We start from the raw sequence: 23,787 nt of genomic DNA on the forward strand, positions 1-23,787 counted from the left end.
TACCCCCTCCCTTTTCGGGGGGTGCTGCCCGTCTCTCTTGTTTCTGTTCCCACCAGGGGGGGGGGGGGCCCCCCCCCCCCCCCCCCCCCCCCTCCCCTCGACCGAATCCGCCGCCGACTACTGGCGGCGCAGGTTCGGCTTCAGTTCCTTGAAGCGGGCCAGCAGGCCGTTCACGAACGACGGGGACTCGTCCGTCGAGAACTCCTTGGCCAGCTGGACGGCCTCGTCGATCGCCACGGCGTCCGGGGTGTCGTCCACCCAGATCAGCTCGTACGCACCGAGCCGGAGGATGTTGCGGTCCACGACCGGCATGCGGTCGAGGTCCCAGTCCACGGCGTAGGTGACGATCAGGTCGTCGATGCGGTTCACCTTGTCGGCGTACCCCTCCACGAGGTCCATCGTGAAGGCGCTGACCGGCGGCTGCCGGTCGTCCGAACGGGCGTGGCGGATCCAGTCCGCGAGGACCTCGCGCACGGGCACCGCGCGCTGGTCGGCCTCGAACAGGATCTGGAAAGCGCGCTTGCGCGCGTTGCTCCGGGCAGCCACGGTTAGCTGTTCACCCGGCCGAGGTAGTCGCTGGTGCGGGTGTCGACCTTGACCTTCTCGCCGATGTTGACGAAGAGGGGGACCTGGATCTCGTGGCCGGTCTCCAGCCTGGCGGGCTTGGTGCCACCGGTGGAGCGGTCGCCCTGGACGCCCGGGTCGGTGTGCTCGATGACCAGCTCGACGGCCGCCGGGAGCTCGACGTAGAGCACCTCGCCCTCGTGCTGGGCCACGGAGGCGGTGAAGCCCTCGATCAGGAAGTTGGCGGCGTCGCCGACGGCCTTCTTGTCGACCATCAGCTGGTCGTAGGTCTGCATGTCCATGAAGACGAAGTACTCGCCGTCCATGTACGAGAACTGCATGTCACGCCGGTCGATCGTGGCGGTCTCGACCTTCGTGCCGGCGTTGAAGGTCTTGTCCACGACCTTGCCGGAGAGCACGTGCTTGAGCTTGGTGCGCACGAAGGCCGGGCCCTTGCCGGGCTTGACGTGCTGGAACTCGACGACGGACCAGAGCTGGTCACCGTCGAGCTTGAGCACCATGCCGTTCTTGAGGTCGTTCGTGGAAGCCACGGTTGCGGAATCTCCTGCACTGGAAGACCACGGGTGCGCGCCCAGCCCGGCGACGGGCTAGAGCGCGAGCAGCTCCTTGGTCGTAATGGTGAGTAGCTCGGGACCGCCGTCCGCCTCGGGGCGCACGACGAGCGTGTCATCGATCCGGACACCTCCCCGGCCCGGGAGGTGAACCCCCGGTTCGACGGTGACCGGCACGCAAGCGTCCAGTTTACCCATGGCCGTAGGTGCAAGCTGCGGGTCCTCGTCGATTTCGAGACCGACTCCGTGTCCCGTGGACGGAGCCAGCGTCACCCCGTGCCCCGCGGAGTCCAGCACCGAGCGGGCCGCGTGGTCCACGTCCCGGTAGGCCGCGCCCGGCACCAGCGCCTCGCGCCCGGCCCGCTGGGCGGCGAAGACCAGGTCGTACAGCTGGATCTGCCAGTCCGCCGGGGTGGTGCCGATCACGAAGGTGCGCCCGATCTCGCAGCGGTAGCCGCGGTAGCCGGCGCCGAGGCAGACGGTGAGGAAGTCGCCCTCCTCCACCCGCCGGTCCGAGGGCCGGTGCCGGGAGCGGCCGGAGTGCGGGCCGGTCCCGACGGACGTGGGGAAGGCGGGTCCGTCCGCCCCGTGGTCGACGAGCCGCCGCTCCAGCTCCAGGGCGAGGTGGCGTTCGGTTCGGCCCACCAGGATGGACTCCAGCAGCTCCCCCAGGGCCTGGTCGGCGATCTCGGCGGCGATCCGCAGGCAGGCGATCTCCTCCTCGTCCTTGACCAGGCGCTGCTGCTCCACGGCCTTGCCGAGGTCGCCGAGGCGCAGCCGCGGCGCCACGGACCGCAGGGCCCGGTGCCTGGCCACGGTGAGGTGGTGCTCCTCCACGGCCAGCGAATCGGCGCGGACGGCCGCGGCCAGGTCGCCGGCCGCGACGGCCGGGTCCGCGCCCGGGCGCGCCAGCACGGACACCTTCAGGTGTTCGTCCAGGCGTCCCTCGTCGGCCTCACCGGTGGGCGCGTTGACGCAGAACAGCACGTCCTCGGTCGGCCCGACCAGGAGTACGGCGCCCTGCGGATACGCCCCGGAGAGGTAGCGGACATTGGCCGGACGCGTGATCAGTGCGGCGGCGTTCCCCGCGGCGGCGCAGCGGTCGCGAAGTGTGCCCCGGCGGGCGGCGTACACGTCTGACATGTCTTCGAGCGTACGAGCGCCGGGCGTCCGCGGCCCGGCGAGCGCGTCCGGACGTGCGCCGCCCGCGCCTCCGCGACCCCTGCCCGGCCCGGCCTGGTCCGGAAGGAACCGCTAGGTCAGCGCGCGCGCCAGGGCTTCGTCGAGGGCCCGGGCGGTGCCCTCCACGTCGAGGTGGGAGTTGTCGATGATCGGCAGGCCGGAGCCGTACCAGCCCGCCATCCGGCCGTGGATCCGCGCGACCTCCTCGTCGGAGAGCCGGCGGTTGCCCGAGCGGGCCGCGTTGCGCTCCAGGACGATCTCCAGCCCCGGCAGCAGCACGACCGGCAGCAGTGCCGGGCCCACGTGCCGCTTCCAGCCGCCGAGACCCACGACCGGCCGGTCCGGGAAGACGGCGTCGTCGAGGATGCAGGAGATCCCGTTGGCCAGGTAGTTGCGGGCCGCGAACCCGCAGGTGCGGCGGGCCAGGCGGTACTGGGCCTCGGAGTGCTCGTTCCAGCCCGTCTGCGGGTCCGCGAAGCCCGAGCAGACCCACTCCCGGACGTCGTCCAGGCTGATGTGGGCGGTGGCCACGGGCCGGGTGCTCGCCCAGTGCCGGGCCACGGTGGTCTTACCGGCCCCGGCCGGCCCGATCAGCAGGACCGCGAGCGTACTCGCTCCGGTTCCCGCGGCCGCGGGCGGCAGCGGGACGTGCCCGGTGGCCTCCGCGCCCGGCGGCAGCCCCACCGGGTGCGCCGCGGGCGCCTGGTGTGCCGGCCGGGGCGGCGGAGGCGGGGTGCCCGGCCAGCCCTGCGCAGGGGGTATCGGCGGCTGCGGGGGCGCTGCCGGGTGCTGTCCCGACTGCCCCCAGCCCGCGCCCCCGCTCCCCACTCCTTGCTGCATCCGGTGCAACTCCGTCTCGTTCCGGCGACTGATGCGAGAACGTTATATGACCCCGGAGACCTCGTCCGCCAGCGCCCGCAGCGCCAGCCGGTAGGAGCCGATGCCGAAGCCCGCGACGGTCCCGGTGGCCACGGAGGCGATGACCGAGGTGTGCCGGAACTCCTCCCGCGCGTACGGGTTGGAGATGTGCACCTCGATCAGCGGCGCCGTGCGCTGCGCCGCGGCGTCCCGCATGGCGTACGAGTAGTGCGTGAAGGCACCCGGGTTGATGACCACGGGGATCTTCCCGTCGGCCGCCTCGTGCAGCCACCGCACGAGCTGCCCCTCGTCGTTGGTCTCGCGGACCTCGACGTCGAAGCCGAGCTCCGCGCCCAGCTCGCGGCAGCTCTCCACCAGGCCGGCGTAGGAGGTCGCCCCGTAGACGTCGGGCTCGCGCGAGCCGAGCCGGCCCAGGTTCGGGCCGTTCAGCACGAGCACGCGCCGGCTCACGCGGAGACCTCGCCGTAGGCGGCGATCAGGTGCGCCGGGTCGGGGCCCTCCAGGACGGTCGGCTTGCCGAGGCCGTCGAGGACGATGAAGCGCAGCAGGTTGCCGCGGGACTTCTTGTCGAGCTGCATGGTCTGGAGCAGCTTGGGCCACTGGTCGCCGCGGTAGCTCAGCGGCAGGCCCACCGACGCGAGCACCGAGCGGTGCCGGTCGGCCGTGGCGTCGTCGAGGCGGCCCGCGAGCCGGCCGAGTTCGGCCGCGAAGACCATGCCGACGGAGACGGCGGCGCCGTGCCGCCACTTGTAGCGCTCGTTCTTCTCGATGGCGTGCCCGAGGGTGTGGCCGTAGTTGAGGAACTCGCGGAGCCCGGTCTCCTTGAGGTCGCTGGAGACCACCTCGGCCTTGACCCGGATCGACCGCACGATCAGCTCGGTGGTGTGCGGGCCGGTGGGCGTACGGGCCGCCTGCGGGTCCGCCTCGATCAGGTCGAGGATCACCGGGTCGGAGATGAATCCGGCCTTGATGACCTCGGCGAGGCCGCTGACGTAGTCGTTGACCGGCAGCGAGTCCAGCGCGGCCAGGTCGCACAGCACGCCGGCGGGCGGGTGGAAGGATCCGACGAGGTTCTTGCCCTCCGCCGTGTTGATGCCGGTCTTGCCGCCGACGGCCGCGTCCACCATGGCCAGGACGGTGGTCGGTACGGCGATCCAGCGCACGCCGCGCAGCCAGGTGGCCGCGACGAAGCCCGCGAGGTCGGTGGTGGACCCCCCGCCGACGCCGACGACCACGTCGGTGCGGGTGAAGCCGGACTGGCCCAGGGCCTTCCAGCAGTACGCCGCCACCTCGGCCGTCTTGGCCTCCTCGGCGTTCGGCACCTGGATGGCGATCGCCTCGTAGCCCTGCTCGGCGAGGTCGTAGCGCAGCGCCTCACCCGTGGAGGCCAGGGCCTCGGGGTGGATCACGGCGACCCGCTGGGCCCTGCCGATCATGCTGGCCAGTTCGCCGAGCAGTTGGTGCCCGACCAGCACCTCGTACGCGTCGTGGCCGGCGTCGCCGCCGACCTGGATCCGCGTCACCTGGTCCGTCATACGTCCTTCAACTCCAGAGCGTCGAGGACCGCCTGGGCGACCTCTTCGGGGGTGCGGTCGTCGGTGGCCACCACGACGCGCGCGACTTCGGTGTACAGGGGGCGGCGGGCGTCCATCAGCTCGCGCCACTGGCGGCGGGGGTTGACGGCCAGCAGCGGGCGGGCGGCGCCGAGGCCCGCGCGCCGCACGGCAGCCTCGACCTCCATCGACAGGTAGGCGACGGGAAGCCCGGCCAGCAGCGCGCGGGTGCTCCCGTCGAGGACCGCGCCGCCGCCGAGGGCGAGGACTCCGGTGTGCTGGGCGAGGGCGGCCGCGACCGCCTGCCGCTCCAGCTCACGGAAGTAGGGCTCGCCCTCGTCGACGAAGATGTCCGAGATCTCCCGGCCCTGCGCCGCCACGATGTCCGCGTCGGTGTCGCGGTAGGCGACGCCGAGCCGCTCGGCGAGGAGCGCACCCACCGTGGACTTGCCGGACCCCATGGGTCCCACGAGGACGACGGCCGGCCCGCCCGGGGTGCCGGTTGCGCCCGTCACCGGATCTGCAGGTGGTCGAGGTAGGACCGGACGTTGCGGCGCGTCTCCGGCACGGAGTCGCCGCCGAACTTCTCGACCACGGCGTCGGCCAGCACCAGGGCGACCATGGCCTCGGCGACGATGCCGGCGGCCGGGACGGCGCACACGTCGGAGCGCTGGTGGTGGGCCACCGTCGCCTCACCGGTGGCCACGTCCACGGTCGCCAGGGCGCGCGGCACGGTGGCGATGGGCTTCATGGCGGCCCGTACGCGCAGCAGCTCACCGGTGGTCAGGCCGCCCTCAGTGCCGCCGGAACGGCCGGAGGTGCGCTTGAGGCCCTCGGGGGTGGAGACGATCTCGTCGTGGGCCTTCGAACCGGGCACGCGGGCCAGCTCGAAGCCGTCGCCGACCTCGACGCCCTTGATGGCCTGGATGCCCATGAGCGCGGCGGCGAGGCGGGCGTCGAGACGGCGGTCCCAGTGGACGTGCGAGCCGAGGCCGACCGGGACCCCGTAGGCGAGCACCTCGACGACGCCGCCCAGGGTGTCGCCGTCCTTGTGGGCCTGGTCGATCTCCGCGACCATCGCCTTGCTCGCGTCGGCGTCGAGGCAGCGCACGGGGTCGGCGTCGAGCTTGTCCACGTCGGCGGGGGTGGGGTGGCTGCCGTACGGCGCCTTGGCCCCGGCCAGTTCGACCACGTGCGAGACGATCTCGATGCCGGCGGTCTCCTTGAGGAAGGACCGGGCGATGGCCCCGAGGGCCACGCGGGCGGCCGTCTCGCGTGCGCTGGCGCGCTCCAGAATCGGGCGGGCCTCGTCGAAGCCGTACTTCTGCATGCCGGCGAGGTCGGCGTGGCCCGGGCGGGGCCGGGTCAGCGGCGCGTTGCGGCCGGTGTCCTTGAGCAGCGCGGGGTCGACCGGGTCGGCCGACATGACGGTCTCCCACTTGGGCCACTCGGTGTTCCCGATCATGACCGCGACGGGGGAACCCAGCGAGAGCCCGTGCCGGACGCCGCCGAGGAAGGTGATCTCGTCCTGCTCGAACTTCATCCGGGCACCGCGGCCATAGCCGAGCCGGCGCCGGGCCAGGTGGTCGGCCACCAGCTCGGTGGTGACCGGAACGCCGGCGGGAAGCCCCTCCAGCGTCGCCACCAGTGCCGGTCCGTGGGACTCCCCGGCGGTCAGCCAACGCAACCTGCTCAACGATGCTCCTCATGCTCGCGCCTGGTACAGCACGGCGAGCCCTGGTGCGCGGCCCGGACCCGCCTCACCTGATCCTCCCACGTCCGGACGGGGATACCGGCCTCGAGTCCAGCTATCGGACGGCTTGTCCGTCAGTTGACCCCGCGAGGCCGTTCGGGGAGCCGCGCGAGCGCCCGGCGGGCGGTCGGGAGAACCGGGAGACGGGCTTGGCACTAGCGCGCGGCGAGGGCCCGTTCGGCAGCGGCGCGGATGGCGGCGAGCGGTCCCCGTGGGTATCCGGTCATCTGCTCGACCTGGAGCACGGCCTGGTGGACCAGCAGGTCCAGGCCGCCGAGGACGGTGCCGCCCCGCTGCGACCAGGACGCCGCCAGCGCGGTCGGCCACGGATCGTAGAGGACGTCGAAGAGGGTGCCCGGGCTCTCGGGCACGGCGGCGGCCAGTGCGTCGGTGGCCCCGGCCGGGGTGGTCGCGATGACGAGCGGCGCGGTCAGCGACGCGGCGGCCCGGGACCAGTCGGCCGTACGGACCGGGACGCCGAGCCGCTCGCCCCACTGCCGCATCTCGTCGGCGCGGGCGGACGAGCGGACGTACGCGGTGACCTCGCCGGTGCAGATCCTGGACAGGGCGGCCAGGGCCGAGGAGGCGGTGGCTCCGGCGCCGAGGATGGCGGCCGAGGCCACCTTCTCGATGCCGCGCTCGTGGAGCGCGGCGACGATGCCCGGGATGTCGGTGTTGTCGCCGACCCGGCGGCCGTCCTCGGTGAAGACGACCGTGTTGACGGCCTCGACGGAGGCCGCGGTGTCGCTGACGGCGTCGAGCAGCGGGATCACCGCCCGCTTCAGCGGCATCGTCAGCGACAGCCCGGCCCATTCGGGGCCGAGTCCGCCGAGGAAGCCCGGGAGCGCGGCCTCGTCGACCTCGAAGCGGTCGTACGACCAGTCGGCGAGACCGAGCTCCTGGTAGGCGGCGCGGTGCAGCACCGGTGAGAGGGAGTGCTCGATGGGCGAACCCAGCACCGCGGCCCTTGTGCGTGACATGCCTTGCCTAACCGCCGTTCTTCTTCTGCCGCTCGAGGAATTCCGCGACGAGCGTCTGGTGCTCTTCGTAGGTCTGGGTGAAGGTCGTCGTGACGCCGTCGACCGACACGAAGAACATCCAGCCGCCGTGGTCGGGGTTGAGCGTAGCGCTCAGGGCGTCGGCACCCGGGTTCCCGATCGGGCCGGGAGGCAGCCCCCTGACGAAGTGCGTGTTGTAGGGGTTGTCGAGCGACCTCGCCTCCTTCATGGAGAAGTTGATGTCGCTGGTGCCCTTGATGTAGTTGAAGGTCGAATCGAATTCGAGCTTCTGGTTGGTGACGTCGTTGGTCTTCTTCAGGCGGTTGTAGACGACCTCGGACATCTTGCGGAAGTCCTCGTGGTTCTTGCCCTCGGCGTTGACGAGGCTGGCGACCGTGACCACCTGGAGCGGGTTCTCCAGGCCCAGTTCCTTGGCCTTGGCCTCGAGGCCCAGCTCGGAGTACTTGTCCGACGCGTTCTTGACCATCTGCTTGAGCAGGGACTCGGGCGTGCTGTCCTTGCCGATGTCGTAGCGCGCCGGATAGAGGAAGCCCTCGAGCGGGTCGATGAGCTTGGGGTTGTTGCCGGCCCAGGCCGGCAGGCCGAGGTTCTTGGCCTCGCGCTTGGCGATCTCCTCGGTGGTGCCGGCGGGCTTGCCGAGCCGGGTGTCGATGGCCTTGTAGACCTCGACGTTCCGCTTGCCCTCGGGCACCGTGATCACGTTGAGCTTCGAGGGGTCGGTCATCAGGGCGACGGCGGCCGCGGCCGACATCTTCTTCTTCAGCGGGTAGGTGCCCGCCTGGATCGTCTTGCCCCTGGGGTTGACCCCCGCGGCGGTGGTGAACGCCTCCACGCTCGCCACGATGCCGTGCTTCTTGAGGATGTTGCCCATCTGGGCCAGCGTGGACCCCTTGGGGATCTCCACGTCGACCGTCTCGCCGACACCCTCGCCGGCGTAGTCCTCGGCCGTGGCGAACCGGTCCTTGAGATAGGTGTAGCCGTAGTAGCCGCCACCGCCGAGCACCGCCACGATGACCAGGGAGGCGACCAGGCAGGCGGCGCCGCTGCGCTCCTTGGCCTTGCCGCCCTTGCCGCCCTTGGAGCGGCCACCCCGGCGGCCGCCGCCGGACGGCTCGCCACCGCCACGGCCGCCGTCGGCGAGGGACGCGTCGTCCGCCGCCTCGTCCTCCGGCTCCGCCTGCTCCGGCTCCGCCTGCCGCCGGCCCGGGGGCTTCGGCGGCGGGTAGGCATCGGGGGTGGCGTACAGGTCGGGCGCCTCGCCCGGGTAGCCCGCGACAGCCTGCTGGGCGTACGGCTCGGCACCCGCGTACGGGTCGGCCGGGGCGGGGTCCGCGTACTGCCCCTGGCCGGTGTCCCAGCCCTGGAAGTCGTACACGGGCTGCTGGGGCGTCTGCGGCGCCTGCGGGGCATAAGCCTGCTGCGGGGCGTACTGCTGGTGCTGCCCCTGCTGCTCGTACCGCTGCTGCCCCGGCTGCTCGTACTGCTGCTGCTCCGGGTGCTGCCCCTGCTGGGGGTACTGCTCGTACTGCTCGTACCGCGGCTGCTGCGCGTACTGCTGCTGCTCGGGGTACTCCTGCTGGTACTGCTGCGGGTACCCCTGCTGCTGGTCGGCGTACGGCGCCTGGCCCTGCTGGGTCTGGTGCCCGGTCCACCCCTGGTCCCCGTACAGCGGGTCCTCCGGGTGCCACGGTTCGGGGCCACGGCCCCGGCCATACTCAGTCATCGGTCCCCTAGAGCCGCGAGACGAGGGCGACGGCTGTTCGAATGCCGTCTCATCGCGCGGAACGTTACCGTATCGCGATCAGACAACCACTTCGACGCACTCACCGGGCGGATTACCTGATACCCGTTCGGTCTCAAGAGCGTTCTGAAGGATCACCACAGCGGCCGCCTGGTCGATGACCGATCTGCCCTTCTTCGCGTTCTTCCCGGAGGCCCGCAGACCCTGGGCGGCGGTGACCGTGGTCATCCGCTCGTCCACGAGACGGACCGTCACCGGCTTGATGCCCTTGGCCAGTTCGCGCGCGAAGACGCGCACCTTGGCCGCGGCCGGCCCCTCCCGCCCGCTGAGCGAGCGGGGCAGGCCGACCACGACTTCGAGGGGCTCGTACTCCTCGACGAGCTGCCGCAGCCGCCGGTGGGCGGAGGGGACGTCCCGGCCGGGAACGGTCTCCACCGGGGTGGCCAGGACCCCGTCGGGGTCGCACGAGGCGACCCCGATCCGGGCCTCCCCCACATCGATCGCCAGCCGGCGGCCGCGGCGCAGTGTCATCGTCAGGCCGTCTCTGCGACGAGGCGCTCGACGGCGCTGATGGCCTCCGGGACGGCGGCCGCGTTCTGGCCGCCGCCCTGGGCCACGTCCGGCTTGCCGCCACCGCCGCCACCGAGGGTCTTGGCGGCCGTGCGGACCAGGTCGCCGGCCTTGAGACCCCGCTCGCGGGCGGCCTCGTTGGTGGCGATGACGGTCAGCGGACGGTCGTTCGCCACGGTGAAGAGGGCCACGACGGCCGGGCGGTCGCCGGGGATGCGGCCGCGCACGTCCAGGACCAGCTTGCGCAGGTCGTCGGCGCCCGTGCCGTCGGGCACCTGGCCGACGACGAGGGCGACGCCGCGGATGTCCTGGGCGTTCTTGGCGAGCCCGGCGGCGGCCTGCAGGACCTTCTCCGCGCGGAACTTCTCGATCTCCTTCTCGGCGTCCTTCAGCTTGCCGAGCATGGTCGCGATCTTCTCCGGCAGTTCCTCCGGACGACCCTTGACCAGCTCCTGGAGCTGGGCGACGACCGTGTGCTCCTTGGCGAGGAAGTTGTAGGCGTCCACGCCGACGAGAGCCTCGACGCGGCGCACGCCGGAGCCGATGGAGGACTCGCCGAGCAGCTTGACCAGTCCCAGCTGGGAGGTGTTGCCGACGTGCGTGCCGCCGCACAGCTCCTTGGAGAAGTCGCCGATGGTGACCACGCGGACGCGCTCGCCGTACTTCTCGCCGAACTCGGCGATGGCACCCTGCTTCTTCGCCTCGTCGATGCTCATGATCTCGGCGGTGACGTCCAGCTCGCGGGCCAGCACGTCGTTGATCTTCTGCTCGACGTCGGTGAGGACCGAGCCGGGAACGGCGTTCGGCGAACCGAAGTCGAAGCGGAAGCGGCCGGGGCTGTTCTCGGAACCGGCCTGGGCGGCCGTCGGGCCGAGGGCGTCGCGCAGCGCCTGGTGGGTCAGGTGCGTGGCGGAGTGGGCACGGGCGATGGCCCGGCGGCGGTGGCCGTCGATGGCGGCGTAGGCGGAGGCGCCCACCGTCACCTCGCCGACCTGGACGGAGCCCTTGTGCACGGAGACGCCGGGCACCGGCTGCTGGACGTCGCGGACGACGATCACGGCTCCGGAGTCGAGCTTGATCCGGCCCTGGTCGGCGAGCTGGCCGCCACCCTCGGCGTAGAAGGGGGTGCGGTCCAGGACGACCTCGACCTCGTCGCCCTCGGAGGCGGCGGGCGCGGAGACGCCGTTCACGAGCAGACCCACGATGGTGGACTCGCCCTGGTTGGTGGCGTAGCCGATGAACTCGGTGGCGCCGGCGTTGTCGGCGATGTCCCGGTAGGCGGACATGTCCGCGTGGCCGGTCTTCTTGGCCTTGGCGTCGGCCTTGGCCCGGTCGCGCTGCTCCTGCATCAGGCGGCGGAAGCCGGGCTCGTCCACGGACAGGCCCTGCTCGGCGGCCATCTCCAGGGTGAGGTCGATCGGGAAGCCCCAGGTGTCGTGGAGCAGGAACGCCTTGTCGCCGGAGAGGACCGTGCCGCCGGCGGCCTTGGTCTCGGTCACGGCGGTGTCGAGGATGTTCGTACCGCCCTTGACGGCCTTGAGGAAGGCGGCCTCTTCGGCGAGCGCGACGGTCTCGATGCGCTTGCGGTCGGTGACCAGCTCCGGGTACTGCTGCCCCATCGTGTCGATCACGACGTCGACGAGATCCTGGACGACGGGTCCCGTGGCGCCCATGAGGCGCATGTTGCGGATGGCCCGGCGCATGATGCGGCGCAGCACGTAGCCGCGGCCCTCGTTGCCGGGGGTGACGCCGTCGCCGATGAGCATGACGGAGGTGCGGATGTGGTCGGCGACCACGCGCATGGACACGTCGGTGTTCTTGGCGGCGCCGTACCGTACGCCGGTCAGCTCGGTGGCCTTGTCCATCACCACGCGCAGGGTGTCGGTCTCGTACATGTTCTGCACGCCCTGCAGGATCATGGCGAGGCGCTCGAGGCCGAGACCGGTGTCGATGTTCTTCGACGGCAGGTCGCCGAGGATCGGGAAGTCCTCCTTGCCGTCACCGGCCCCGCGCTCGTACTGCATGAAGACCAGGTTCCAGATCTCCACGTAGCGCTCGTCGTTGACGGCCGGGCCGCCCTCGACGCCGAACTCCGGGCCGCGGTCGTAGTTGATCTCCGAGCACGGGCCGCAGGGTCCGGGGACGCCCATGGACCAGAAGTTGTCCTTCTTGCCCAGGCGCTGGATGCGCTCGGCGGGCACGCCGATCTTGTCGCGCCAGATCCGCTCGGCCTCGTCGTCGTCGAGGTAGACCGTGATCCAGAGCTTCTCCGGCTCCAGGCCGTAGCCGCCGTCCGCCACGGAGCTGGTCAGCAGCTCCCAGGCGTACTCGATGGCGCCTTCCTTGAAGTAGTCACCGAAGGAGAAGTTGCCGCACATCTGGAAGAACGTGCCGTGGCGGGTGGTCTTGCCGACCTCTTCGATGTCCGGCGTACGGACGCACTTCTGCACGCTGGTGGCGCGGGGGGCCGGGGGCTTGGTCTCACCGAGGAAGTACGGCTTGAAGGGGACCATGCCCGCGTTGACCAGCAGCAGAGTCGGGTCGTCCGCGATGAGCGACGCCGAAGGGACAACGGCGTGACCGCGCTCCTCGAAGAAGCTCAGCCAGCGGCGGCGGATTTCAGCCGACTCCATCAGTGGTCCTCATTCCGGTTGTGCGTGACCGTCGATTTGTTCGAACGGTGGGTGGTCTGGTCGTGCTCGAGGGCCCGCAGCCGCCGGGGCCCGGGGAGGGCCGTGACGCCGGCGGGCCGGTCGGGGTCGCTGGTGAGCCCCAGTGCGTCGTTCAGCTCGTCCTCGCGCTGCGTCATCGCGGACTTGACGTCGAGGGCGAAGTCCTTGAGGCGGTGGCCCGCCTCCACGGCCTTGTCGGCGGCCTGGGCCGCGAGGCTCTCCGGCGTCAGCTTCTTGAGCTGACGGTTGACCTTGGTGGTGGCCCACACGCCGGCGGCGGCGCCGGCGGTGAACCAGAAGGCTCGGCGGAACATCTGAGGTCTCAGCCCTTCTGCTTCCGGCGGCGGGCCCCGGGGACGGTCCGGCCGACGATCACGGTGCGCCTGGTGGTCCCGGCCTTCGCCTCGTGGTTACGGCCCAGCGCCCGGCGGACGCCGTAGCCGAACGCCGCGACCTTGACCAGCGGTCCTCCGAAGGTGGAGGCCACGGTGGAGGACAGCGCGGAGGCGTTGGAGGTGACCTCCTGGACGTCGCTCGCGATCGCGTCGACCCGGTCCAGCTGGGTCCGCGCGGAGCGCACGGTCGTGGAGGCGTCCGCCAGCAGCGGGACGGCCTGCTCGGTCACGTCGGCCACCAGCTTGGTGGTCGCCTTGAGCACCTGCGCCAGCCTCGCCAGCGCCACGGCGAGGAAGGAGACCAGGATGGCCCAGAAGACGGCCACGAGGATCCCGGCCACCTCTCCACCGGACACGATGCACCGCTCCCTGAGCCTAGGAATCCACGAAGAAAAGTATCCCCCGACCCTATCGCGCCGGGCGTCCGCCGCCGTACCCGAATTCCGCGGCCGGGGCGCTCGCCTTGTACGCAGTGCGTCCGGAGCAGTACCCTCCGTGTCCCATGCGACAGAGGACCTACGGCAATCTTCCCTCGGAGCTGAGCGGCTTCGTCGGGCGGGGTGCCGAACTCGCCGGGCTGGGGCGGCTCCTGGAGTCCTCACGGCTGGTGACGGTGACCGGAGCGGGCGGCGTGGGCAAGTCCCGTCTGGTGCTCGCCGCGGCCCGCGGCCAGGCGGACCGGGCCCGGGCGGACCGCGCGGAGACCGGCGGCCCCGAGGCAGACCCGGCCCGGGCGGACGACGCGCAGGAACGCTACTGCGACGGCGTATGGCTGGTCGAACTGGCGGCGGTGCGGGATCCGGGCCTGCTGGAGGTCACCGTCTCGCAGGCCCTCGGGCTGACCGACCACACCACCCGGCCGCCCCGGACCGTCCTGGCCAAGCACCTGTCCGGGCGGCGGCTGCTGCTGGTCCTGGACGGCTTCGAGCAGCTGGTCGAGGAAGCGGCCGGGCTGGTACGGGAACTGCTGCGCGGCTGCCCCGGCCTGCGGGTGCTCGCGGCGGGCCGGCGGCCTCTGGACGTGGACGGCGAGGTGGTCCTCCCGCTCGCGCCGCCGCCTCCCGACGAGGCGCTGGAGCTGCTCGCGGCCCGGGTCCGCGCCGCCGACCCGGGCTTCGCGGTCACCGAGGCGAACCGGGCCGAACTGGCCGAGCTGTGCGCCCGTCTCGACGGGATCCCGCTCGCCCTGGAGCTGGCGGCGGGCCGGCTGCGCACGCTGTCCCCCGGGCAGCTGCTGGCCCGCCTGGAGGACCGCTTCGCGCTGCTGACGGGCGGCTCGCGCGGGGCTCTCCCCCGGCACCGGGCGCTGCGTACGGCGATCGGCTGGAGCCACGAGCTGTGCACGCCCGCCGAGCGGCTGCTGTGGGCACGGCTGTCGGTGTTCGCCGGGCCGTTCGACCTCGACGCCGTCGAGTACGTGTGCGCCGGGCCGGACCTGCCGGTGGACCGTGTGCTGGACCTGGTCGGGGAACTCCTCGCGCAGTCGGTCCTGTTCCGGGAGGAGACGCCGGCCGGCGTGCGCTACCGGATGCTGGAGACCGTCCGGGCGTACGGGGCGGGCTGGCTGGAGTCGCTGGGGGACGCGGGCCGGCTGCGGCGCCGGCACCGGGACTGGTACGTGGGCCTGGCGACCTGGTGCGAGCTGGACTGGTTCGGTCCGCGCCAGGCGGAGGTGGCGGCGCTGGTGGAGACGGAGCTGCCGAACCTGCGCCTGGCGATGGAGTGCTCCTTGGACGATTCGGACGAGATCCACCTGGGCCAGTACCTCGCGGGAACGCTGTGGTTCTACTGGGCGGGCTGCGGCCGGCTGACGGAGGGGCGGCACTGGCTGGACCGGTCCCTGGCGGGCGCGGAGCGGCCCGAGGAGTACGAGACGTCGTGGCTGAAGGCGCTGTGGGTGCTCGGGTACGTCGCCGCGCTGCAGGGGGACGCGGTGGCCGCCATGGGCGCGCTGCACGAGTGCAGGGACGCGGCGGCGCGCTGCGCGAACCCGGTGGCGGCGGCGTACGCGGAGCACCGGCTGGGCTGCCTGGCCCTGGTCTCGGACGACATGGGGCGGGCCGCGGAGCTGCTGGGGCAGGCGCTGGAGCGCTACCGGGACGCCGGGGAGCTGAACAGCAACGTGCTGATGTGCCAGGTGGAGCTGGCCATGGCACTGGCCTTCCAGGGGAAGACGGCGGGGGCGCTCTCGCTGTGCGAGGAGGTTCGGGAGATCTGCGAGGAGCGGGGGGAGCGCTGGACGAAGGCGTACGCCCTGTACGTCCTCGCGTACGCGGCGCTCGACGAGGGCTCGACGGACGAGGCGCGGCGGCTGCTGACCGAGTGCGTGGCCGTCAACCACGCCTTCCACGATCTGGTGGGGCTGGTCCTGGCGCTGGAGCTGCTGGCGCTGGTCGCGGTCGCGGAGGGCGATCCGGCTGAGGCGGCGGTGCTCCAGGGCGCGGCGGAGCCCATGTGGGGCGGGGTGGGGCTGCGCCTGTTCGGCTCGGGGTACTTCAACGCGCCGCGGCTGCTGTGCCAGGAGCGGGCGGGCGAGCTGCTGGGCGCCGAGCGGTACGCGGCGTACGCGGCCGAGGGGCGGGGGCTGAGCCGGGAGGCCGTGGTCGTGCGGGCCCAGTGGGGGCCCGGCGGCCGGGAGGACGGAAAAACCCGCCGCCCCCGGAGGGGACGGCGGGTTTCCACCAGCCTGTGAGACGTGGCCTGCGTCAGCGGGCGTAGTACTCGACGACGAGCTGCTCGTCGCAGATGACCGGGATTTCCTTGCGGTTCGGGTCGCGGTCCAGGCGGAAGGCCAGGGCCTTCAGGTTGACCTGCAGGTAGCGCGGGGTCTCGCCCTCGCCTGCGTAGCCACCCTCGCGGGCAACCTGGAACGGGACCTTCTCGCGGCTGCGCTCGCGCACGGTGACGACGTCGTCCGGGCGGACACGGAACGACGGCTTGTCGACCTTGTCACCGTTGACCTCGATGTGGCCGTGCACGACCATCTGGCGGGCCTGGTAGATGGTGCGGGCGATGCCCGAACGCAGGACCAGGGCGTCGAGGCGGCGCTCGAGCTCGACGACCAGCGCCTCGCCCGTCTTGCCCTCGGCCTTCTTGGCGCGGTCGTACGCGCGCGCCATCTGGCGCTCGGAGATGTCGTACTGCGCGCGCAGGCGCTGCTTCTCCAGCAGACGGACCTTGTAGTCCGAGTTCTGCTTGCGGCCACGGCCGTGCTCGCCCGGCGGGTAGGGGCGGGCCTCGAAGTACTTGACGGCCTTCGGCGTCAGGGCGATGCCGAGAGCACGAGACTTCTTGACCTTGGGTCGCTTCTGGTTCACGTGGAACCTACCTCCATGTAAGTTAGGTGAGGCTTACCTTAGCGAGGAGGACGTAATGTCTCGACCACATGGGATCCCCCTGCCCAGTGCGCAGCGCAGTCCGGATTCAAACGAAACAGAATCCGCTTACGCCGACGATAAGCAAGGTCAGCCGCGTCCCAGGGAAGGCGTTCGGCAGCTCACCGGAGCCGAACGCGTACGAACCCTCGTAGAGTCCAACGCCTCAGTATCCCTCACGCTGCCGGGTGCTCGTGACAGTCACGGGCCCGACGAGTTCGGGATGGGAATGCCGGTCGCTCGGACCGTCACCCCGGACGGGGACGTGATTCTCCTTGTCACCGCGGAGTCCGCGGCTGCCAGGGCAGCCGCTCACGCCCAGGACGACGACCTCACGGCCGTGATCGAGATCACGGACGTGGCGCCGGTGTCCGTGCCCCATCGTATCCGAGGCCGCGCGTGGCTGGCGGGCTGGCTGACGGCGGTGCGCGGGGCGGAGCGCGCCGCCTGCGCGGCGCTGCTCGCGGAGCGCCGGCCGGTGGGCGAGCTGCTGGGGACGGCGGGCCGTCCCGCATACGTGCTGCTCCGGCTGGAGGTCGGCGAGATCTCGCTGGACGACCTGTGGGGCGCCGAGCACGTGGACCCGGAGGAGATGGCCGCCGCGGAGCCCGACCCGCTGCACGCCCACGAGGCGGAGATCCTCCAGCACCTGGCCTCCGCGCACCCCGACCGGATCGGCGAACTGTGCGGCCTGCTGGGCCCGCGGGAGGGCGACGGCATGACCGCGACCCCGCTCGCCCTGGACCGCCTCGGCCTGCGGGTGCGCTTCCGGGGCGGCGCGGCCGGTTCCTTCGACGCCCGCTTCGACTTCCCCGAGCCGGTGGCGGACGTGTGCGGTCTGCGCCGCGCCATGCGGACCCTCTTCGCCGCGGCGGGCCACTGAGGCCGGCACCCACCGCCGGCCTGCGGGGCGGGCGGGGCGGGCCGCGGGTCAGGAACCGCCGCGCAGCCGCTCGCGCACCTTCTCCACCACGTCCGCGTAGCGCGCCTCCGCCCCGTAGCGCGTCGGCTCGTAGTACCGCTTGCCGTGCACCTCGTCCGGCGCGTACTGCTGGGCGGCGATGCCGCCCGGCACGTCGTGCGGGTATACGTACCCCACCGCGTGGCCGAGCTTCGCCGCGCCCTTGTAGTGCCCGTCCCTCAAGTGCGCCGGCACGGATCCGGCGAGCCCGGCCCGCACGTCCGCCAGCGCCGCGCCGATCGCGGTCGTGGCGGTGTTCGACTTCGGTGCCAGGGCCAGCGCGATCGTGGCGTGCGAGAGGGTCAGCGCGGCCTCCGGGAAACCGATCATCGCGACCGCCTGGGCCGCGGCCACGGCGAGCGGCAGGGCCGTCGGGTCGGCCAGGCCGATGTCCTCGCTCGCGGAGATCATCAGGCGCCGCGCGATGAACCGCGGGTCCTCCCCCGCCTCGATCATCCGGGCCAGGTAGTGCAGCGCCGCGTCCACGTCCGAACCGCGGATCGACTTGATCAGCGCGCTCGCCACGTCGTAGTGCTGGTCGCCGTCCCGGTCGTAGCGCACCGCGGCGCGGTCGACCGCCTCCTCCACCGTCTGGAGGCTGATCTCCTCCTCGCCCTTGGCGATGGCCGCGCCGGCCCCCGCCTCCAGCGCGGTGAGCGCCCGCCGGGCGTCGCCGCCGGCGATCCGCAGCAGGTGCGCCTCGGCGTCCGCGGGCAGCGTGACCGCCCCGCCGAGGCCCCGCTCCTCCGTCAGCGCCCGCCGCATCAGCGCGCTCAGGTCCTCGTCCGTCAGCGGCTCCAGCGTCAGCAGCAGGGAGCGAGACAGCAGCGGGGAGATGATCGAGAAATACGGGTTTTCGGTGGTGGCCGCGATCAGCGTCACCCAGCGGTTCTCGACGGCGGGGAGCAGCGAGTCCTGCTGCGCCTTGCTGAAGCGGTGGATCTCGTCGAGGAACAGGACGGTGTCCTTGCCGTAGCCGCCGGCCGCGCGCTTGGCGCCCTCGATGACCGCCCGTACCTCCTTGACGCCGGCCGTGATCGCGGACAGCTCCACGAACCGCTTCTGCGTGGCCTGGCTGACCACATAGGCCAGGGTCGTCTTCCCGATGCCGGGCGGGCCCCACAGGATCACCGACGAGGCGCCGGCCGGACCGCCCGCCCCCTCGCCGACCAGCCGCCGCAGCGGCGAGCCGGGCTTCAGCAGATGCTGCTGGCCGACGACCTCGTCCAGGGTGCGCGGGCGCATCCGGACGGCGAGCGGAGAGGTCGAGGGGTCCTTCTCCCGGCGGTCTTCGGCGGCGGCGGTGAAGAGGTCTGGTTCCACACAGGAAGCCTATGCGAGGCCACCGACACTCCGGTCGTGCGCGGTCAGGAGGGGTCAGGAGGTCCAGAAGTCCCACCAGCGCGTCAGGATCAGCATGCCGATGATCCCGATGTGCAGGACGGGGAGCACCCAGGTGAACTCGTCGAAGAACCGCCTGAGCCAGCCCGGCGCGGGCAGCAGGCCCTTGCGCACGTTGTGCGAGGTGACGTACCAGAACATCAGGATCGTGGCGACCCATGCCAGGCAGCACCACAGGCAGAGCGAGCTGATGTTGTAGAGCGACTGGTAGGTCAGCCACGCGCAGAACACGACGCCGAAGAGGGTGCCCGCGTTCAGCGTCAGCCAGTACCAGGGGCGGAACCGGGCCCCGGCGAGCAGGCTCGCCCCGACGCAGACCACGATGCCGTAGGCGACCAGACCGAGCATGGGGTTGGGGAACCCGAAGACGGCGGCCTGGTCGCTCTTCATGATGTTGCCGCAGGAGACGATCGGGTTCAGGCTGCAGCCCGGGACGAAGTCCGGGTCTTCCAGCAGCTTGAACTTGTCGATCGTGATCACCCAGGCGGCGATCAGACCCGCGACCCCCGTGATCACCAGCAGCAGGGCCAGCGCGCGGCTGCCCCCGACGAGGTTCTCCGGGGCGGTGTCCGCGTCCGTGGCTCGTGTCGTCATACCGCCCGCTCCGCATCTGCAAGGTCGACAAGCACCGGCCATTGTGCCGTACGTGACCGGCCGGCCACCGTTCGACGGGGATAAGGACGCGCGACGGGGCCGGGGGCCGAGGCGCGCAGGGGGCGGGGCGGTGGGAGCGGCGCAGCGCACCGCGCACTCCCCCGCCCCGCCCCCTGTCCGCGGGCGGCCGAGGTCAGCCGAGCTTGCCCCGGACCACCTCGACGAGCTCGCCGAGGGCGACCGGGGACTGCTCGCCGCTCTCCATGTCCTTCAGCTGGACGACGCCGTCGGCCAGGTCGCGGTCGCCCGCGACGACCGCGAACCGCGCACCGCTGCGGTTCGCGTCCTTCATCGCGCCCTTGAGGCCCTTGCCGCCGTAGGACATGTCCGCGGCGATCCCGGCCTTCCGCAGTCGGGTCACGAGCCCGAACACGGCCGGCTTGGCCTCGCCCAGGGCCACGGCGAACACGGAGGTCGCCGCCGGGATGTCCAGCTCCACGCCCTCTGCTTCGAGCGCCAGCACCGTGCGGTCGACGCCGAGGGCCCAGCCCACGGACGGCAGCGCCGGGCCGCCGATCATCTCGGACAGGCCGTCGTAGCGCCCGCCGCCGCCGACCGCGGACTGCGAGCCGAGGCCGTCGTGGACGAACTCGAAGGTGGTCCGCGTGTAGTAGTCGAGGCCGCGCACCAGCTTCTCGTCGTCCTCGAAGGCGACGCCGGCCGCCGTGATCAGCGCCCGCACCTCCTCGTGGTACGCCTTGCACGCGTCGCACAGGTAGTCGCGCAGCACCGGCGCGCCGACCAGCTGCTTCTGTACGTCGGCCCGCTTGTCGTCGAGGACGCGCAGCGGGTTGATCTCCGCCCGGCGGACCGTCTCCGCGTCCAGGTCGAGGCCGCGCAGGAAGTTCTGCAGCGCCTCCCGGTACACCGGGCGGCACTCCTTGTCGCCCAGCGAGTTCAGCAGGATCCGGAAGTCGCGCAGGCCCAGCGAGCGGTAGGCCTCGTCGGCCAGGATGATCAGCTCGGCGTCCAGGGCCGGGTCCTCGGAGCCGATGGCCTCGGCGCCGACCTGCGAGAAGTGGCGGTAGCGGCCCTTCTGCGGGCGCTCGTAGCGGTAGTACGAGCCCGAGTACCAGAGCTTGACCGGGAGGTTGCCCTGCTTGTGCAGGCTCGCCTCCAGCGCCGCGCGCAGCACCGACGCCGTGCCCTCGGGGCGCAGGGCCAGCTGGTCGCCGCCCTTGGTCTCGAAGGCGTACATCTCCTTGGAGACGATGTCGGTGGACTCGCCCACACCGCGGGCGAAGAGGCCGACGTCCTCGAAGCCGGGGGTCTCGATGTAGCCGTAGCCGGAGTTGCGCAGGGGGGCCGAGATGGCCTCGCGCACGGCCAGGTACTTCACGGAGACCGGCGGGATCAGGTCGTACGTGCCCTTGGGGGCCTTGAAGGTGCTCACGGGGCTCTCGTCACATTCCTCGTCGTGGAGCGGCTGTCGGGTCCGCTGCCAGGCCGGCCGCGACCTCCCGCAGGTACGGGTTGGTCGCGCGCTCGCGGCCGATGGTGGTCTGGGGGCCGTGGCCGGACAGCACCACGGTCGAGTCCTCGAGCGGCAGGCACACGCGGCCCAGCGACTCGAGCATCTCGGCGTGGGAGCCGCCGGGCAGGTCGGTGCGTCCGATGGAGCCGGCGAAGAGCAGGTCACCGGAGAAGAACACGGACGGCACGTCCGGGGTCTCCGGCATCCGGAAGGTCACCGACCCCTTGGTATGCCCCGGCGCGTGCGCCACGGAGAAGTCCATCCCGGCGAGCCGCAGGGCGGCCCCGTCGGTCAGCTCCCGGACGTCGTCGGGCTCCCCCACGGTCAGCTCGCCCATGAGCGGCATCCCGATGGAGCGGCCGAGGGCCTTTTCCGGGTCGCTCATCATGTAGCGGTCCTCGGGGTGGATCCAGGCCGGTACGTCGTGTGCTCCGCACACCGGGACGACCGAGGCCACATGATCGATGTGGCCGTGGGTCAGCACGACGGCGACGGGCTTGAGCCGGTGCTTCTTCAGCGTCTCCTCGACCCCTTGCACGGCCTGGTGGCCCGGGTCGATGATCACGCACTCCTCACCGGCGGCGGGTGCGACCAGGTAGCAGTTGGTGCCCCAAGCCCCGGCGGGGAACCCGGCAATCAGCACGTTCGTCCTCAATCGTCGTCCGGCGGGAGGCTGCAGATCGGAATGCTGCTGCTCAGAGCCTACCGGCGCCGCTCATCACACAGCGAACCCATATACGGTACGGCCTAACCCAGCCCGGACAGCGGTACCAGAGACGCACAAGGAGACGACCCGGTGGTCACGAGCGATCAGCGGCGGCGACAGCTCGCCAGGGAGAAGTACGAGCGCCAGCAGAAGCGGCGGGCCGAGGCGCGGCAGAAGGCGCGCCGGCGGGCCGCGGTGGTCGGCGCGGCGGTGGCCGTGGTGGTCGCGACGCTGGTCGGCCTCATCGTCGGCGGTGTCTTCGACGGCAAGGACACCAAGGACCAGGCTGCCGACCCGGCGGCCAGTCCCTCGGCCGCGCCCTCGCCGAAGCAGTCCCCCTCGCCCGAGATGGCCGTCGACCAGAAGGCGAAGTACACCTTCGCCCTGAAGACGAACGCGGGCGCCATCGGCTTCGTGATGGACGCGGCGAAGACTCCGCAGACGGTCAACTCGTTCAAGTCGCTCGCCGACAAGGGCTACTTCGACAACACCAAGTGCCACCGGCTGACGTCGGGCGGGATCTTCGTGCTCCAGTGCGGCGACCCCGAGGGCACCGGCATGGGCGGCCCCGGCTACACCATCCCGGACGAGAACCTGGACTCGCTGGGCAAGCCCGACGAGCAGGGCAAGGTCGTCTACCGGGCCGGCACCGTTGCGATGGCCAACACCGGCCAGCCCGGCTCGGGCGGCAGCCAGTTCTTCCTGGTCTACAAGGACAGCCCGCTGCCGCCCTCGTACACGCCCTTCGGCACGATCGACGCGGCCGGCATGAAGGTGCTGGAGGAGATCGCGAAGGCGGGAACGGCCGACGGCGGCCAGGACGGCGCCCCGAAGAACGAGGTCAAGATCGAGAAGGGCACCGTCACCCAGAACTGACCCGGAGCGCTGCCGCGGGCCCGGCGGTCCCCGTACCGCCCGTACGCCGATATTCCGTCGTGCGGGATGCGGACAGCCGGCCCGGCGGTCGCCTATGTTGGCGTTGTGCAGGGCGGGCGCGGCCCGCCCCAGGAAACTGTGGACGATGCCCAGGGGGTGAACCCCTCGCGGGGCATCAGGTGGAGGAGGCGCTGTGAGCAGCGACCCGTGGGGCCGAGTCGACGAGACGGGCACCGTGTACGTGCGTACTGCCGATGGCGAGAAGGTCGTCGGTTCGTGGCAGGCGGGCACCCCCGAGGAGGCCCTGGCCTACTTCGAGCGCAAGTACGAGGGCCTGGTGGTCGAGATCGGCCTCCTCGAGAAGCGGGTGCGGACCACCGATCTGTCCGCCAAGGACGCGCAGACGGCCATCGACCACCTGCGCACGCAGGTCGACGAGCACCACGCCGTGGGCGACCTCGACGCGCTGCGCGTACGGCTGGACAAGCTGGTCGAGACCGTCGAGTCCCGGCGCGAGGAGCGCAAGGCGCAGAAGGCCAAGCAGACCGATGAGGCGCGCGCGGCCAAGGAGGCGCTGGTCGTCGAGGCCGAGGAGCTGGCGCAGAGCGACCAGTGGCGCAGTGCCGGCGAGCGGCTGCGTGCCCTGGTGGACATCTGGAAGGGCCTGCCGCGGCTGGACCGCAAGTCGGACGACGAGCTGTGGCACCGCTTCTCGCACGCCCGCTCCGCGTTCTCCAAGCGCCGCAAGGCGCACTTCGCCTCGCTGGACGCGCAGCGCGAGGACGCGCGCAAGGTCAAGGAGAAGCTGGTCGCCGAGGCCGAGGCGCTGTCGAAGTCGACCGACTGGGGTCCGACGGCCGCCCGCTACCGCGAGCTGATGGCGGACTGGAAAGCGGCCGGCCGGGCGCAGCGGGAGGCCGAGGACGACCTGTGGAACCGCTTCCGCGGTGCGCAGGACGTGTTCTTCGCGGCCCGCAGCGAGGTCTTCGCGGAGCGCGACGCCGAGCAGGTGGAGAACCTGAAGGTGAAGGAGGAGCTGGCCGCCGAGGCCGAGAAGCTCGTCCCGATCACGGACCTGAAGGCGGCCCGCGCCGCGTTCCGCTCCCTCAACGAGCGCTGGGAGGCCGTCGGCCACGTGCCGCGCGACGCCCGGCCGAAGGTCGAGGGCCGGATGCACGCCGTGGAGCGGGCCATCCAGGAGGCCGAGGAGGGCGAGTGGCGGCGTACGAACCCGGAGGCGCGGGCGCGCGCGGCGGGCCTGACGGGCCAGCTCCAGGCGGCCGTCGACAAGCTGCGTGAGCAGATCGACGCGGCGCGCGCGGCGGGCAACAACGCGAAGGCCGACAAGCTCTCCCGCGAGCTGGAGGGCCGCCAGGCCCTGCTGGACCAGGCGCTGAAGGGCCTGGAGGAGTTCGGGGGCTGACCCCGGTTTCCCCCTGGC

23 protein-coding genes are annotated in these 23,787 nt (G+C 71.9%); 4 read left to right on the top strand and 19 right to left on the bottom strand.

The annotated features are described in order from the left end of the window. Positions 1-117: 117 nt before the first annotated feature. The 14 genes from nusB to AC07FY_RS18280 form a co-directional block, all read right to left on the bottom strand. Positions 118-546, bottom strand: coding sequence for a transcription antitermination factor NusB (gene nusB, locus AC07FY_RS18215; protein ID WP_479007354.1), 429 nt, complete (start codon positions 544-546; stop codon positions 118-120). 2 nt (positions 547-548) lie between these two features. Then, positions 549-1,115 (bottom strand): elongation factor P, encoded by a 567-nt coding sequence (gene efp / locus AC07FY_RS18220; RefSeq protein WP_479007356.1) that lies wholly within the window; start codon positions 1,113-1,115, stop codon positions 549-551. Between the two features lie 57 nt (positions 1,116-1,172). Then, complete coding sequence (locus AC07FY_RS18225; RefSeq protein ID WP_479007358.1) at positions 1,173-2,279, bottom strand: aminopeptidase P family protein; 1,107 nt, start codon at positions 2,277-2,279, stop codon at positions 1,173-1,175. 111 nt (positions 2,280-2,390) lie between these two features. Continuing rightward, positions 2,391-3,158 carry an AAA family ATPase gene (locus AC07FY_RS18230; protein ID WP_479007360.1) on the bottom strand — a complete coding sequence of 256 codons (768 nt, stop codon included), beginning with the start codon at positions 3,156-3,158 and terminating at the stop codon, positions 2,391-2,393. A gap of 42 nt (positions 3,159-3,200) precedes the next feature. Beyond that, the gene (aroQ, locus tag AC07FY_RS18235; RefSeq protein WP_479007362.1) at positions 3,201-3,647 is read right to left on the bottom strand and encodes a type II 3-dehydroquinate dehydratase; all 447 of its coding nucleotides are present in this window, start codon (positions 3,645-3,647) and stop codon (positions 3,201-3,203) included. Then, the gene (gene aroB, locus AC07FY_RS18240) at positions 3,644-4,732 is read right to left on the bottom strand and encodes a 3-dehydroquinate synthase (RefSeq protein ID WP_479007364.1); all 1,089 of its coding nucleotides are present in this window, start codon (positions 4,730-4,732) and stop codon (positions 3,644-3,646) included. The genes aroQ and aroB overlap by 4 nt, the downstream gene beginning before the upstream one ends. After that, a complete protein-coding gene (locus tag AC07FY_RS18245) occupies positions 4,729-5,211 on the bottom strand; it encodes a shikimate kinase (protein WP_479007613.1) in 483 nt (160 codons plus the stop codon). Before AC07FY_RS18245 ends, aroB begins: the two co-directional genes overlap by 4 nt. 50 nt (positions 5,212-5,261) lie before the next feature. Next, complete coding sequence (gene aroC / locus AC07FY_RS18250; RefSeq protein WP_479007366.1) at positions 5,262-6,446, bottom strand: chorismate synthase; 1,185 nt, start codon at positions 6,444-6,446, stop codon at positions 5,262-5,264. A gap of 212 nt (positions 6,447-6,658) precedes the next feature. Then, positions 6,659-7,483, bottom strand: coding sequence for a shikimate dehydrogenase (locus AC07FY_RS18255; RefSeq protein ID WP_479007367.1), 825 nt, complete (start codon positions 7,481-7,483; stop codon positions 6,659-6,661). 7 nt (positions 7,484-7,490) lie between these two features. After that, on the bottom strand, positions 7,491-9,245 hold the full coding sequence (gene mltG / locus AC07FY_RS18260) for an endolytic transglycosylase MltG (RefSeq protein WP_479007369.1): 1,755 nt from the start codon (positions 9,243-9,245) through the stop codon (positions 7,491-7,493). A 78-nt stretch (positions 9,246-9,323) separates the two neighbouring features. Beyond that, complete coding sequence (gene ruvX, locus AC07FY_RS18265) at positions 9,324-9,794, bottom strand: Holliday junction resolvase RuvX (protein WP_479007371.1); 471 nt, start codon at positions 9,792-9,794, stop codon at positions 9,324-9,326. Between the two features lie 2 nt (positions 9,795-9,796). Next, positions 9,797-12,466: an alanine--tRNA ligase gene (gene alaS / locus AC07FY_RS18270; protein ID WP_479007373.1), complete on the bottom strand. Its 2,670-nt coding sequence runs from the start codon at positions 12,464-12,466 to the stop codon at positions 9,797-9,799. After that, positions 12,466-12,819: a hypothetical protein gene (locus AC07FY_RS18275; RefSeq protein ID WP_479007375.1), complete on the bottom strand. Its 354-nt coding sequence runs from the start codon at positions 12,817-12,819 to the stop codon at positions 12,466-12,468. The genes alaS and AC07FY_RS18275 overlap by 1 nt, the downstream gene beginning before the upstream one ends. 8 nt (positions 12,820-12,827) lie before the next feature. Next, on the bottom strand, positions 12,828-13,256 hold the full coding sequence (locus AC07FY_RS18280) for a DUF948 domain-containing protein (protein ID WP_479007376.1): 429 nt from the start codon (positions 13,254-13,256) through the stop codon (positions 12,828-12,830). A gap of 146 nt (positions 13,257-13,402) precedes the next feature. Between AC07FY_RS18280 and AC07FY_RS18285 the strand changes: the two genes are divergently transcribed. Then, positions 13,403-15,592 (top strand): ATP-binding protein, encoded by a 2,190-nt coding sequence (locus AC07FY_RS18285; protein ID WP_479007378.1) that lies wholly within the window; start codon positions 13,403-13,405, stop codon positions 15,590-15,592. Positions 15,593-15,605: 13 nt separating this feature from the next. Here the strand turns inward: AC07FY_RS18285 and rpsD are convergent, their stop codons facing one another. Beyond that, positions 15,606-16,217, bottom strand: a complete 612-nt coding sequence (gene rpsD / locus AC07FY_RS18290) for a 30S ribosomal protein S4 (RefSeq protein ID WP_384537663.1) — start codon at positions 16,215-16,217, stop codon at positions 15,606-15,608. Between the two features lie 55 nt (positions 16,218-16,272). On the opposite strand from rpsD, the gene AC07FY_RS18295 reads away from it, so the two are divergent. Next, the gene (locus tag AC07FY_RS18295; RefSeq protein WP_479007380.1) at positions 16,273-17,157 is read left to right on the top strand and encodes a DUF2470 domain-containing protein; all 885 of its coding nucleotides are present in this window, start codon (positions 16,273-16,275) and stop codon (positions 17,155-17,157) included. Positions 17,158-17,205: 48 nt separating this feature from the next. On the opposite strand, the gene AC07FY_RS18300 is transcribed toward AC07FY_RS18295, so the two are convergent. The 4 genes from AC07FY_RS18300 to AC07FY_RS18315 all read right to left on the bottom strand — a co-directional run bounded on the left by AC07FY_RS18300 (position 17,206) and on the right by AC07FY_RS18315 (position 21,407). Further along, positions 17,206-18,558, bottom strand: coding sequence for a replication-associated recombination protein A (locus AC07FY_RS18300; RefSeq protein ID WP_479007382.1), 1,353 nt, complete (start codon positions 18,556-18,558; stop codon positions 17,206-17,208). A gap of 54 nt (positions 18,559-18,612) precedes the next feature. After that, a complete protein-coding gene (locus tag AC07FY_RS18305) occupies positions 18,613-19,230 on the bottom strand; it encodes a vitamin K epoxide reductase family protein (protein WP_479007384.1) in 618 nt (205 codons plus the stop codon). A gap of 193 nt (positions 19,231-19,423) precedes the next feature. Further along, positions 19,424-20,683, bottom strand: a complete 1,260-nt coding sequence (hisS, locus tag AC07FY_RS18310; protein WP_479007386.1) for a histidine--tRNA ligase — start codon at positions 20,681-20,683, stop codon at positions 19,424-19,426. 10 nt (positions 20,684-20,693) lie between these two features. Then, on the bottom strand, positions 20,694-21,407 hold the full coding sequence (locus AC07FY_RS18315) for an MBL fold metallo-hydrolase (RefSeq protein WP_479007388.1): 714 nt from the start codon (positions 21,405-21,407) through the stop codon (positions 20,694-20,696). Positions 21,408-21,560: 153 nt separating this feature from the next. Here AC07FY_RS18315 and AC07FY_RS18320 point away from each other — a divergent pair, with 153 nt between their 5' ends. After that, complete coding sequence (locus AC07FY_RS18320; protein WP_479007390.1) at positions 21,561-22,346, top strand: peptidylprolyl isomerase; 786 nt, start codon at positions 21,561-21,563, stop codon at positions 22,344-22,346. 193 nt (positions 22,347-22,539) lie between these two features. Then, positions 22,540-23,769 carry a DUF349 domain-containing protein gene (locus AC07FY_RS18325; RefSeq protein WP_479007392.1) on the top strand — a complete coding sequence of 410 codons (1,230 nt, stop codon included), beginning with the start codon at positions 22,540-22,542 and terminating at the stop codon, positions 23,767-23,769. Positions 23,770-23,787 lie beyond the last annotated feature (18 nt).

The sequence above is a fragment of the Streptomyces sp. NPDC045967 genome (assembly GCF_056430495.1).